The following is a 13,201-nucleotide window of genomic DNA, read 5'->3' on the forward strand; positions in this document are numbered from 1 at the left end:
CGCCGCCGACTGGATGCCTAGTGCTTGCCCAGCTGGTCCTTGCGGACCTTGCCCATGGCGTTGCGCGGGAGCGAGTCCACGAACTTGATCTTGCGGGGGCGTTTGTGCACGGACAGGTCCCTGGCCACGCTGTCGATGAGCTCCTGCTCTGATACGGCGCCGCGCGCGTCCGGGACCACATAGGCGACGATGCGCTGGCCCAGGTCGTCGTCCGGGACGCCGATGACGGCAGCCTCGCGCACGGCCGGGTGCGCGAGCAGGGCGTTCTCCACCTCTCCGGCGCCGATCCGGTAGCCGCCGGACTTGATCAGATCGGTGGAGGCACGGCCGACGATGCGGTGCGTGCCGTCCGGTTCGATCACGGCCATGTCGCCGGTCCTGAACCAGCCGTCCTCGGTGAAGGACGCGGCGGTCGCCTCCGGCCTGCGCAGGTATCCGTCGAACACGGTCGCGCCGCGCACCTGCAACTCGCCGACCGTCGTGCCGTCGTAGGGGAGCGCTTCGCCCTCTTCGCTGACCAGGCGGGTCTCGACGCCGCGGATCGGCTTGCCGACGGCGCCGGGCCGCCGGTGCGCGTTGTCGGCACGGGCCGCGACGGTGATCAGGGTCTCGGTCATGCCGTAGCGCTCGGCGGGTCGCAGGCCCGTGAGTCCCTCGAGCCGCTCGAAGACGGGCGCGGGCAGCGCCGCGGAACCGGAGACGAGCAGCCGCGCGCCGGAGAGCGCCTTGGCCGACTCCGGGTCCTGGGTGATCCGCGACCAGACCGTCGGGACGCCGAAGTAGAGGCTGCCGTTCGCGCGCGCGTAGCCCTCGGGCGTCGGCTTGCCGGTATGTACGAGCTTTGATCCGATCCTGAGCGGGCCGAGCAGACCGAGGACGAGCCCGTGCACATGAAACAAGGGCAGGCCGTGCACGAGTGTGTCTTCAGGGGTCCATGCCCAGGCCTCGGCCAGCGCGTCGAGGTCGGCGGCGATGGCGCGGCCGGTCACGGGCACGCCCTTGGGCACGCCGGTCGTGCCCGAGGTGTAGAGCACGAGCGCGGTGCCGTCGAGGCCCGGCGTCGGGCCGGTGGGCAGCGTGCAGTGCTCGGACAGCGAGACCGAGGCGATCGGCACGCCGCAGCTCGCCCAGGAAGCCATCTCCACGCCGGGCTCGTCCTGGCCGGCGAGCACGAGCACCGCGCCGCTGTCCGAGAGCACGTGGTGCAGCTCGCGGTGGCCGGTGTCCGGCGCGACCGGCACGATCGGGACGCCGGAGAGCAGTCCGCCGAGCACGGCGACCGCCGTCTCCAGCGAGGCCGAGGCGTACACGGCCGCCGCGGGGGCGCCGGCGATCCGCGAGGCGACCGCGCCGGCGGCGGACAGCAGGGCCTCCCGGCCGAGCGAGCGTCCGGCGATCGTCAGGCTTCCGGTTCTCGCATCGGCCGATCCGCTCATCAGCCCAGGCAGCAGCTCCATGGCCTCCACCCTACCCGCGGCGCCCGGGAGGCGGCCCGCGGCGAGCCGGATACGAAACATTGACGCAATGAGGGTTCGCCGTCATAGTGAGCTACCAAACCCCGAGGTTGCCCCAGCGGGGTTCGCGCCGACAGAAATGTTAGCGTTAACAACTCGGTGCCCGCGCTGACCTGGGCACGCCATACCTACGGAAGGACAGAGTCGTCCACCATGTCCCCACGCATGCGATTGAGGAAGCTGAGTCGCCTGCCGCTGGCGCTGACCGGCTCGCTGGCCCTGGCTTTCGGCGCGCTGATCGCCGGTTCGGGCGTCGCGCACGCCGCCACCGAACTCCCGTGTGACATCTACTCCTCGTACGGCACGCCGTGCGTCGCCGCGCACAGCATGGTGCGCGCGCTGTACTCGTCGTACGACGGCGCGCTCTACAAGGTCCAGCGGGCGTCCGACTCCACTTCGACGAACATCTACCCGCTCGCCGCCGGCGGGTATGCGAACGCTGCGACGCAGAACAGCTTCTGCTCCGGCACCACGTGCTACGTCACCGAGATCTACGACCAGAGCGGCAAGGGCAACAACCTCACGGTCGAGGGCTCCGGCGGCAACGGCTCCGCGGACCACGCCGCGATCGCCACCGCTCTGCCGATCACCGCGGGCGGGCATTCCGTCTACGGCCTGTCGGTGCAGGCCGGCGTGGGCTACCGGGACGACTCGACCAGCGGGATCCCGACCGGATCGACGGCCCAGGGCGAATACATGGTCACCAGCGGCACCCACGTCGACAGCTACTGCTGCTTCGACTACGGCAACGCGGAAACCAGCAACACCGATACGGGCAACGGCCACATGGAGGCCATCAACTTCGGCACCGAGGCCTGGTTCACCAGCGCCGGCTCGGGTCCGTGGGTCGAGGCGGACCTCGAGAACGGCCTCTTCTTCGGCGGCAACGGCGCCAACTCGTCGAACACCGGCAACTCCAGCGCGTTCGTGACCGCGCTCGTCAAGAGCAACAACACGACCACGTACGCGATCAAGGGCGGCAACGCCGACTCCGGCAGCCTGACCACCTGGTACTCCGGCGCGCTGCCCACGACCAGCGGCTACACCCCGATGCACCTCGAAGGCGCGATCGTGCTCGGCACCGGCGGCGACGACAGCAACGCCTCGGACGGCTCGTTCTTCGAGGGCGTCATCACCTCCGGCGAGCCGAGCGATGCGGCCGACAACGCCGTGCAGTCCAACATCACCTCGGTCGGCTACGCGACGGTCTCGCAGACCTTCCCGGTGAGCGGTACCGAGTACGTGCTCACCAACGTCAACAACGGCAAGGTGATGGACGACTACGACTGCAGCACCTCCAACGGCGCCGAGGTCGACACCTGGGCCTCGCTCGGCAACACCTGCCAGCGCTGGGCCTTCACCAGCCTCGGCAGCGGCCGCTACACGATCACCAACGAGTACAGCGGCAAGGTCCTCGACTCGGTGAACTGCGGATACACGGACGGAACCGGAATCGATCTCTGGTCGTCGCTCAGCAACCTCTGCCAGGAATGGAACGTCACTGCGGACGGCAGCGGCTACACGATCAGCAATGTCGGCAACGGCATGGTGCTCGACGCGGAGAACTGCGGAACCGCCAACGGCACCGTCGTCCGCCAGTGGGCGCAGCTCGACAACACGTGTCAGGAGTGGGACATCACCAGCTGAACAGGTGAGGGACCGCGCCTGACAGGCCCTCACGGGTTGCCGGGCTGAGGTGACGAGCCTGAGGTCGTGGCGGGGCGAAGCCGCCGCGACCTCAGGCGAGTTACCCGGGGGAGGGTAGCCGACCGGGCCCGGGAGCGGGTTGTGAACGTTCACCAGGCGACATCGGGGCCGTGATGAGTGATCAAATCGTGATGCCCGCGAGCGTGGACCCGGTTTGACCGTGAATTAACCGCGCTCTTAGGATCGCAGGTATGAACCTGTCCGCGCCCCGACCGACGGCCTTCGAGGTCGTCCTGCTCGGCATGAGCGCGCACAGCGTCGCCGATATTCTCTGTTGATCATTTTCCGCGCCTAGCCGCACTCCCTCGTTGCGGTGACGGCGCTTTCTGCTGCCCTTTTCCAGCTCTTCCCCTCACTGCGCGCCGCCGCAGCTTGCTCGACCCTGCCCTGAAACGGAAATACCCCTGTGTTCAACAACCCATTGCCCGCACGGCGAATAAAGCTCGCGTCCCTCTCCGCCGCCGCACTCCTCGTCGGCGGCCTCGCCGCGGCCTGCGGCGGATCATCCACCACGACGGGCGCCACCTCCTTCAACGCCGCGAGCTGCACCGGCGGCACGCTCAACGTGCTCGACCAGTCCACCGAGGACACCGGCCTCGACCCGGCCGTGCTCTACACCTCCGGCGGCGGCGCGATCCCGCGCCTGCTGTTCCGCACGCTGACCACGCGCGACACCACCGCCGGCGCGAAGGGCCGCACCGTCGTGCCGGACCTGGCCACCGACACCGGCGAGGCGAGCGAGAACGCGACGGTCTGGACCTACCACCTCAAGTCCGGCCTGAAGTACGCGAACGGCGAGGCCATCACGTCCGCCGACATCAAGTACGGGATCGAGCGCTCCTTCTCCTCCGTGCTGGCGGGCGGGCCGCCCTACCTGCGCGACTGGCTGGTCGGCGGGTCCACGTATCAGGGCCCGTACGGATCGGACCCGGACCTGGCCTCGATCACCACGCCGAACCCGACGACGATCGTCTTCCACCTGCGCAAGCCGGAGGGCGACTTCCCGTACCTGGCCGCCGAGACCCAGTTCGCCCCGGTCCCCAAGGCCGACGACACCGGCAAGAACTACAACGCCGACCCGGTCTCCTCGGGCCCGTACACGATCCAGAGCTTCACCAAGGGCAAGGAGCTCGTCCTCGTCCGGAACACGTACTGGAGCCGCGGCACCGACAGCCAGCGGCTCGCCTGCCCGGACAAGATCGACATCAGCCTCGGCCTGTCCTCGACGGTGATCGACCAGCGGCTGGCCTCCTCGATCGGCCAGGACGCCGACGCGATCACCACGGACACCGACGTGGACACGGCGACGCTCGCCAAGTCGGCTTCGCAGCCCTCGCTCAAGGCCCGGCTCACCAGCGGCAACTTCCCGGACACCACGTACCTGGCGTTCAACACGAAGGCCGCGCCCTTCGACAACCAGCTGGTGCGTGAGGCCTTCTCCTACGCAGTGGACCGCACCTCGCTGGTCAACGCGCAGGGCGGCAGCCAGCTCGCCACGGCGCTGACCACCTACGACCCGCCGAGCATCGGCGGCGCGTACCACCCGTACGACTACTTCCCGGCGGGTGCGAGCGGCAACGCCGCGAAGGCGAAGCAGCTGCTCGCGCAGGCCGGATACCCCGACGGCCTGACGGTCACGCTCGCCTATGACAGCAACGGTTCCAGCTACGACGGTCCGGCGAACGCGGCGGCCCTGCAGCAGGCGCTGGCCAAGGCCGGCATCACCCTCAAGCTCGACGCGATCGACGACTCGAACTTCGACGCCGTCGTCACCAACACCAAGACCGAGCCCGCGCTCTCCCTGTTCAGCTGGGGTGCGGACTGGCCGAGCGGCGCGCCGTTCCTGACACCGATCTTCGACGGCCGGGACATCGTGCAGGGCGGCGGCAACTTCAACCTCGCCCAGTACAGCGACCCCTCGGTCGAGGCGGAGATCGACAAGATCAACCAGATCACGGACAACAGCAAGGCGCAGGCGGCCTGGGGCGACCTCGACGCCCAGCTCGGCAAGCTCGCGCTGACCGTGCCGCTCTACACCGTCAACGACGTCGTGCTGCACGGCAGCAACGTGAAGAACACGTACGTCGACCAGTGGCGGGGCTGGTACGACATCTCGTCCGTCTCCGTCAAGTAACCCCGAACACCCGTCAAGTCAACTCACTGAACTGATATGTCGCGCAACAACGACGCGCAGCCGACCCTCCGGGCCCGCCTCTGGGCGCGCCCGGGGGGCCGCGTCGCGCTGATCCTCGTCGGCCTGATCATCCTGATCGCGCTCCTCGCCCCGGTGCTCACCGCGCTGGAGGGCCAGGACCCGAACACCTACCACGACAACCTGCTCAACTCGGCGACCGGCGGCGGCCCGAACGCGCCGTTCGGCGGCATCAGCGCCGCGCACTGGCTCGGCATCGAGCCGACCACCGGCCGCGACGTGTTCGCCCGGCTGGTCTACGGCGCGCGGATCTCGCTGCTCGTCGCGGCCGGCGCCACGCTCGGCCAGCTGCTGCTCGGCCTGCTCGTCGGGCTCGCCGCGGGGCTCGGCAACCGGTGGGCGGACACGCTGCTGAGCCGGTTCACCGACCTCGTTCTGTCCTTCCCGTACCTGTTCTTCAGCATCGCGCTGCTGGCCATCGTGCCGCAGAGCTTCCCGCGCCCGGTGCTCCTGTGCGTCATCCTGGCCGGCCTCTACTGGGCGCCGACCGCGCGCATCGTGCGCGCGGAGACGCTGGTGCTGCGCGAGCGCGAGTTCGTCGCGGCGGCCCGGCTCTACGGAGCGAGCGTCTGGCGGGTGGCCCGCAAGGAGATCCTGCCCGGACTCGCCGCGCCCGTCGTCACGTTCACGGCCCTGATGGTCCCGTCGAACATGGTCGCCGAGGCGGGCCTGTCCTTCCTCGGGCTCGGCGTGCAGCCGCCGACCCCGTCCTGGGGCCAGATGCTCTCCACCGCCACGACCTGGTTCCAGACCGATCCCGAGTACGTGCTCGTACCCGCGTTGACGCTGCTGCTCTGCGTGCTCGCATTCGTCGCGCTCGGCGAGGAGATCCGCCGCGCCGTGGATCCGAAGGGAGCCGGCCGATGACCGCGTTCCTGGTCCGCCGCCTGCTCGCCGCGGCGGCCGTGCTGCTGATCGTCGCCGCCGTCGTGTACGGGCTCTTCTATCTGATGCCCGGCGACCCGGCGAGCCTGGCCTGCGGCAAGCGCTGCGACGCGGCCGAGCTCGCGCAGGTGCGGCAGACGATGGGCCTGAACCGGCCGGTGTACGAGCAGTTCTGGACGTTCATCAGCTCCATCTTCGCCGGCCACGCCTACGACAACGGCGTCGGCACGGTCTGGTGCTCGGCGCCCTGCCTCGGCTACTCGTTCCAGAGCGACGAGCCGGTGACGCAGCTGCTCACCCAGGCGCTGCCGGTGGACGTCTCGCTGGTCGCCGGCGCCGCGGTGCTGTGGCTCTCGCTCGGCATCGGCTTCGGCCTGTTCGCCGCGATGCGCCCGAACGGGCTGCGCGACAAGGCGACCACGTTCGTCGGGCTGGCCTTCGGCTCGGTGCCGATCTTCATCCTGGCGCTGTTGCTGCTGCTGCTGTTCTGCGTCTGGTGGCAGGTCCTGCCGTTCCCGACGTTCGTGCCGTTCACGCAGAACGTCGGACAGTGGGCCGAGAACCTGCTGCTGCCCTGGTTCGCCATCGCGCTCACGTTCGCGGGCAACTACCTGCGGCTGACCCGCGCCGGCGTGCTCGAAGCGCTCGGCCAGGACCACATCAGGACCCTGCGCGCCTACGGCTACACCGAGCGGCGCATCGTGGCCAGGCACGCCGTGCGCGGCGCGCTGCCCACGGTCGCCACGATTGCCGCGATGGACATCGGCGGAGTGCTGGCCGGCGCGGTGTTCACCGAGTCGATGTTCGGCCTGCCCGGCCTCGGGAAGCTGATGGTGGACTCGGCGAGCACGATCGACCTGCCCGTCATCACCGGCGTGACGCTGCTCGCCTCGTTCCTGATCATCGTCGCGAACACCGTCGCCGATCTGCTCTACGCCGTGCTCGACCCCCGAGTGAGGATCTCGTGACGTCAACCCCCATTCTCACGGTCGAGGACCTGCGCATCTCCTTCGGCGCGGTCAATGCTCTCAATGGTCTGAGTCTCGAGCTCGAGCCGGGCCGCGCGCTCGGGCTGGTCGGCGAGTCCGGGTCCGGCAAGTCCGCCGCGGCGCTGTCCCTGCTGGGCCTGCACCGGGGCACCGGCGCCCAGGTCGGCGGCCGAATCCTGCTGCACCCCCGCCCGACCGGAGCCGGCGAGATCGCCGAGCCCGTGGACATCAACACGGCCGACGACGAGACGCTGCGGCGGATCCGCGGCCGCGAGCTGGCGATGATCTTCCAGGAGCCGCTGACCAGCTTGGATCCTTACCACCGCGTCGGCGACCAGATAGCCGGCGTGCACCGCCTGCACTTCCGCTCCGGCCCCGACGAGGCGCGGGCGCGGGCGGCGCAGGCGCTGGAGCAGGTCGGCATCGACGCGCGCAGCAAGTACCGCGCGTACCCGCACGAGTTCTCCGGCGGCATGCGCCAGCGCGCACTGATCGCGATGGCGCTCGTGCTCGAACCGCGCGTGCTGGTGGCCGACGAGCCGACCACCGCCCTCGACGTGACCGTGCAGGCGCAGATCCTCCAGCTGCTCGGCCGGCTGCGCGAGGAGATCGGGCTCAGCCTGATCCTGATCAGCCACGACCTCGCGGTCGTCGGCGGCAACGTGGACGACGTGCTCGTGCTCAAGTCGGGCGACGAGGTCGAGCGCGGTCCGGTCCGCGAGGTGCTGACGCGGCCGCAGCACGCGTACACGAAGGACCTGCTCAACGCGATTCCCCGCCTCGACGCCGAGCTGCCGACCCGGATCGCGGCCTCCGCCGAGCCGCTGCTGAAGGTCACCGACCTCAGCGTCGTCTTCCCGTCGCATCGCGGATCCGCCGCCACCACGGCCGTGGACGGGGTGAGCCTGGAGCTGCTCAACGGCGAATCGCTCGGCGTGGTGGGGGAGAGCGGCAGCGGCAAGTCCACGCTCGGCCGCTCGATCGTTCGGCTGCAGAAGCCGACGTCCGGACGCATCGAGTTCGCGGGCCGCGACCTCGGATCGTGGCGCGGCAAGGCGCTGCGCGATCACCGCCGGGATCTGCAGCTGATCTTCCAGGACCCCGCGTCCTCGCTGAACCCGCGCCGCAGCATCGGCGACTCGATCGCCGAGCCGCTGATCGTGCACGGCGAGAAGGACCGGGACAGGCTGCGTGCCGCGGTGGACGGGATGCTCGAGCGCGTCGGCCTCGACGACTCGCTCTACCACCGCTACCCGCACCAGCTCTCCGGCGGCCAGCGGCAGCGCGCGGCGATCGCCAGGGCCCTGATCCTGCGGCCCCGGCTCGTCGTGTGCGACGAGCCCGTTTCGGCGCTCGACGTCACCACGCAGGCCCAGGTGGTGAAGCTGCTGCGGGAGCTGCGCGAGGAGTTCGAGCTGACGCTCGTCTTCATCGCGCACGACCTGGCCGTGGTCCGGCAGGTCAGCGACCGGATCGCGGTGATGAACCGCGGACGGATCGTGGAACTGCTGCCCGCCGCCGGGCTGCACGAGGCGCAGGACCCGTACACGCGTGCGCTGTTGTCCGCGGTTCCCGAGTTGCCGGTGGCGTGACAGTGCGTCCCAGGTGACCGCCGTATAGTGGGGGTGACGAGCTGGCTTGGGCTGAGGGGGCCGTCGTGCCGGATGATCATGCCATCGAGGTGCCCGATGAGGTGGACATCGAGCGCCCGTCCGCCGCGCGCATGTACGACTACTATCTCGGCGGCTCGTGCCACTTCGCGGCGGACCGCACGCTCGCCGCGGAGATCCTGCGCGCCTGGCCGGACATGCCCGCGATCGCCCGCGCGAACCGGGACTTCCTGCACCGCGCGGTCCGCTACCTGAGCGGCCAGGGCGTCGACCAGTTCCTGGATCTCGGCGCCGGCATCCCGACCGCCGGGAACACGCACGACATCGCGCTCTCGCTGAACCCCGACGCGCGCATCGTGTACGTGGACGTGGATCCGGTGGCTGTCGCGCACAGCACGGTGATCCTCCAGGACGTGCCCAACGCGACGGTCGTGCACGCGGACCTGCGCGAGCCGGCGAGCATCCTGACCCGCTCCGAGGTGCCGTCCTTCCTGGATCTGAGCCGGCCGGTCGGCGTGATCATGCTGGCCGTCCTGCACTTCCTGACCGAGGAGGACGACGCGCCGGGCGTCGTGGCCGCGTATCGCGAGGCCACCGGTCCGGGCTCGTTCCTCGTGGTCAGCCACGGGACGCTGGACTACATGCCGGCCCAGGCGCGGCAGGCCGAGGGCGTCTACCAGCGGGCAAGCCACCGGCTCAACTTCCGCAGCCGCGCGCAGGTGCTGGGCCTGTTCGACGGATACGAGCTCGAACCGCCGGGCCTGGTCGACATCATCCACTGGCGCCCGGAGCTGAGCGCCGACGAGCCGGACCCGCTCGGCGGCGGCGACGTCGCGCGCTACTCCGGATACGTGGCGGTGGGCCGCAAGGCCTGACGGGTCGCAGAGCGCTCCGGCCGCAGGCTCTGGCCGGATACCGCGTACCCCGGTCCGATACCCCGGCCGGAGGCTCAGGCCCGAAGCTCAGCCCCGATCTCCGGCCCGATAACCCGGCCCGATACTCAGGGCCGCGGTACGAACTGTCGGCTGATCGGGCGTGGCGGGTTGCCCGAGGTGGGCGGCGGCCCAAGCATGGGCCTATGGCCGAGGACGTTCCGGGGTACCTGCGCTACCCGCATGTGCGCGGCTCGCTGCTGACCTTCGTCGCCGAGGACGACGTCTGGCTCGCCCCGCTGCGCGAGGACGGATCGGTCGGCCGGGCCTGGCGGGTGACCAGCGACCGGATCAAGGTGAGCAACCCGCGGCTGTCCCCGGACGCGCGCACGCTCGCGTGGACCAGCTGGCTCGCGCCGACGCCGGAGGTGTGGACCGCGCCGGTCTCCGGCGGTCCCGCGCTGCGGTTGAGCTGGTCGGGCAGCGAGGACACCCGGGTGCTCGGCTGGATGCCGAACGGCGACGTGCTCGCGGTCTCCTCCTACCACCAGCCCTTCAGCCGCTATACGTGGGCGTATTCGCTGCCGACGAGCGGCGCGGTTTCGGTGCGGCTGCCCTGGGGGCCGGTGTCCGACGCGGCGATCACGCCGAGGAACACGCTGCTGCTCACCGGCACCGCGCCGCACGATCCGGCGGCCTGGAAGCGCTACCGCGGCGGCGCGTCCGGCCGGCTCTGGCTGGACGGCGCTCGGCTGCTGGAGGGGATCGGCGGGCATTTCGCGGCGCCGATGCTGGTCGGCGACCTGCCGGACGTGCGCGTCGCATTCCTCTGCGACCACGAGGGTATCGGGAACGTCTACTCCTGCCGCCTCGACGGCACCGACCTGCGGCGCCACACCGACCACGACGAGTTCTACGCGCGCAACGCCTCGACCGACGGCCGGCGCGTCGTCTACCAGCACGCGGGCGACCTGTGGCTGCTCGACGGCCTCGACGCCCCCGAGCCGCGCCGGCTGGAGGTGCCGCTCGACGGGGCGCGGACCGGCCGCCGGCCCTATCAGATCCCTGTGTCGTACAACCTCAACGGCTTCGCCTGCGATCACGACGGACGCGCCAGCGCGGTGCTCGTGCGCGGCAGCCTCTACTGGCTCACCCACCACGACGGCCCGGCCCGGGTGCTCGCGGATTCGCCGAGCGTGCGCGTCCGGCTGCCGGTGATGCTGGGTATCGAGCACGTGGCCTGGGTCAGCGACGCGAACGGCGACGACGAGCTCGCGATCGCTCCGCTGCCCGGCGGCACGTACAACTTCGCCGAGCTCGGATTCCCGAAACCGCGGGTGCTGGCCGCCGGTGAGATCGGCCGCGTCGTCGCGTTGGCGGCCGCGCCGGACGGGTCGCGGCTGGCCGTGGCCACCAGCGACGGCAGGCTGCTGCTGGTGAACGCGGTCAGCGGGAACGTGCGCGAGGTGGTGCGTTCGAGCTACGGGCCGGTCAGCGGCCTGGCCTTCTCGCCGGACTCCGCGTGGCTGGTCTGGTCGCAGGCGGTGGCGAACAAGTCGCTGCGCCGGATCAGGCTCGTCGACTGCGGGCACAGCGAGCGGATCTACGACGTGACCACCGGCCGCTTCGAGGACGAAGGGCCCTGCTTCACCGCCGACGGCCGCTTCCTGGTCTTCCTCTCCTGGCGCGGCTTCGATCCGGTGCACGACGTCCATACGGGTGACATGTCGTTTCCGCTGGGCTGTCGGCCGTACCTCGTTCCGCTGGCCGTGGACGATCTCGCGCCCTTCTCTACTCCGGTCGAGGGACGCGCGCCGGACGGCACCGCCTCCTACTCGCCGCCGCAGGACGGCGCGATGCGGCTGGATCCGCAGGATCTCGCCGAACGTCTGGTGCCCTTCCCGGTCATCGCCTCGAAGTACTCCGATCCGGCCCCGGTGGCCGGCGGCGTGGTCTGGCTGCGCTGGCCGATCTCCGGTGCGCTCGGCCAGACCTTCGCCAACCCCGACGACCTGTCCGGCCAGCCCGCGCTCGAGTACTACAGCCTGGACAGCAACGAGTGCGAGGTGCTCGCCGAGGACGTCGACGCCTTCGCGGTCTCCGGCGACGGCGGCTCGATCGTGCTGCTCGCGGACGGCGAGCTCAGGCTGCTGAGCGTGCGCGATCCGGAGCGGGACTTCACCGTGGACCTGCGCCGGATCACGCACACCGTGCACCCGGCGCAGGAGTGGCGGCAGGCGTACCGCGAGGCGGCGCGCGTCGTGCGCGACCAGTACTGGGATCCGAACATGTGCGGGCTCGACTGGTCCGCGCTGACCGAGCAGTACGCGCCGCTGATCGAGCGCGTGGGCAGCCCGGACGACTTCGGCGACGTGCTCCAGGAGCTGCTCGGCGAGCTCGGGACCTCGCACGCGAACGCCGTCCCGGCGCGGTTGGCCGAAGGGCCGACGCGGCCGGAACGGCCGCTCGGGCTGCTCGCGATGGACGTGCACCGCGAAGGCGGGGACAAAGCGGCCAGGTGGGTGATCGACCGCGTCCTGGCGGGGGAGAGCTCCGACCCGAGGGCGCGAGCACCGCTCGCCGCGCACGGCGTGAAGCCGGGCGATGAGATCGTCGAGATCGCCGGCCGCGTCCCCGATCCGGTGCTCGGCCCGCTGCCGCTGTTAGCCGGAACGGGTGGCACGACGATCGAACTCGTCCTCCGTTCGGGTGAGGACGGCCGACTGCGGCGCATCGCCGTCACCCCGCTGAGTGACGAGATGCCGGTGCGGTATCAGGACACGGTGCTCAATCGGCGCGCCCAAGTCCGCCAACTGAGTGAAGGACGCTGCGGTTACCTGCACATCCCCGACCTCAGCGGCTCCGGGTGGGCCCAGTTCAACCGCGACCTGCGCCGCGAGTTCAACTACCCGGCCCTGGTGCTGGACGTGCGCGGGAACGCCGGCGGGAACGTCTCGCAGCTCGTGCTGGACAAGATCAACCGGCGCGTGCTGGCCTGGGACTTCACCCGCGACCGGCGTCCCGCGCGCTACCCGCGCGACGCGGTGCGCGGCCCGGTCGTCGCCATCGCCGACGAGGCGACCAGCTCCGACGGCGACGTGATCGTCGCGGCCTTCCGCGCGCTCGGCCTCGGACCGGTCGTCGGCCAGCGGACCTGGGGCGGCGTGGTCGGCATGACCGGCCGGCACACCCTCGTCGACGGCACCCAGATCACTGTGCCCAAGAACGCCGCCTGGTTCCCCGGCCTCGGCTTCTCCATCGAGAACCACGGCGTCGAGCCGGACGTCGAGGTCGTCCGCGGTCCGCTGGACTGGGCCGAGGGACGCAACACGCAGTTGGAGGCGGCCGTCCGGCTGGCCCTGGAACTGCTCGAGCGGCACCCGGCCGCCGCCGAACCCCCCATCTCCACCCC

The 13,201-nt window shown here is 70.7% G+C and carries 8 protein-coding genes; 7 read left to right on the plus strand and 1 reads right to left on the minus strand.

From position 1 onward, the window contains the following. Positions 1-17 precede the first annotated feature (17 nt). The gene (locus tag KDK95_RS24565) at positions 18-1,457 is read right to left on the minus strand and encodes an acyl-CoA synthetase (protein ID WP_212520637.1); all 1,440 of its coding nucleotides are present in this window, start codon (positions 1,455-1,457) and stop codon (positions 18-20) included. A gap of 222 nt (positions 1,458-1,679) precedes the next feature. Here KDK95_RS24565 and KDK95_RS24570 point away from each other — a divergent pair, with 222 nt between their 5' ends. The 7 genes from KDK95_RS24570 to KDK95_RS24600 form a co-directional block, all read left to right on the plus strand. Further along, positions 1,680-3,161: an arabinofuranosidase catalytic domain-containing protein gene (locus KDK95_RS24570; RefSeq protein WP_212520638.1), complete on the plus strand. Its 1,482-nt coding sequence runs from the start codon at positions 1,680-1,682 to the stop codon at positions 3,159-3,161. Between the two features lie 466 nt (positions 3,162-3,627). Continuing rightward, on the plus strand, positions 3,628-5,355 hold the full coding sequence (locus tag KDK95_RS24575) for an ABC transporter substrate-binding protein (RefSeq protein ID WP_307844627.1): 1,728 nt from the start codon (positions 3,628-3,630) through the stop codon (positions 5,353-5,355). Between the two features lie 36 nt (positions 5,356-5,391). Then, positions 5,392-6,300: an ABC transporter permease gene (locus KDK95_RS24580; RefSeq protein ID WP_212520639.1), complete on the plus strand. Its 909-nt coding sequence runs from the start codon at positions 5,392-5,394 to the stop codon at positions 6,298-6,300. Then, positions 6,297-7,286: an ABC transporter permease gene (locus KDK95_RS24585; RefSeq protein ID WP_212520640.1), complete on the plus strand. Its 990-nt coding sequence runs from the start codon at positions 6,297-6,299 to the stop codon at positions 7,284-7,286. The genes KDK95_RS24580 and KDK95_RS24585 overlap by 4 nt, the downstream gene beginning before the upstream one ends. After that, the gene (locus tag KDK95_RS24590; RefSeq protein ID WP_212520641.1) at positions 7,283-8,899 is read left to right on the plus strand and encodes a dipeptide ABC transporter ATP-binding protein; all 1,617 of its coding nucleotides are present in this window, start codon (positions 7,283-7,285) and stop codon (positions 8,897-8,899) included. Before KDK95_RS24585 ends, KDK95_RS24590 begins: the two co-directional genes overlap by 4 nt. Before the next feature lie 65 nt (positions 8,900-8,964). After that, positions 8,965-9,792, plus strand: coding sequence for an SAM-dependent methyltransferase (locus KDK95_RS24595; RefSeq protein WP_212520642.1), 828 nt, complete (start codon positions 8,965-8,967; stop codon positions 9,790-9,792). Positions 9,793-9,995: 203 nt separating this feature from the next. Next, positions 9,996-13,201 (plus strand): S41 family peptidase (locus KDK95_RS24600; RefSeq protein ID WP_212520643.1); only part of this gene is annotated, 3,206 nt, incomplete at its 3' end.

It is taken from the genome of Actinospica acidithermotolerans (assembly GCF_018139625.1).
GTDB classification, from domain to species: domain Bacteria; phylum Actinomycetota; class Actinomycetes; order Streptomycetales; family Catenulisporaceae; genus Actinospica; species Actinospica acidithermotolerans.

Bases quoted from the DNA above. Each gene is read 5' to 3' on its own strand.
- KDK95_RS24565 (WP_212520637.1), bottom strand. From the start codon at position 1,457: ATGGAGCTGCTGCCTGGGCTGATGAGCGGATCGGCCGATGCGAGAACC.
- KDK95_RS24570 (WP_212520638.1), top strand. From the start codon at position 1,680: ATGCGATTGAGGAAGCTGAGTCGCCTGCCGCTGGCGCTGACCGGCTCG.
- KDK95_RS24580 (WP_212520639.1), top strand. From the start codon at position 5,392: ATGTCGCGCAACAACGACGCGCAGCCGACCCTCCGGGCCCGCCTCTGG.
- KDK95_RS24585 (WP_212520640.1), top strand. From the start codon at position 6,297: ATGACCGCGTTCCTGGTCCGCCGCCTGCTCGCCGCGGCGGCCGTGCTG.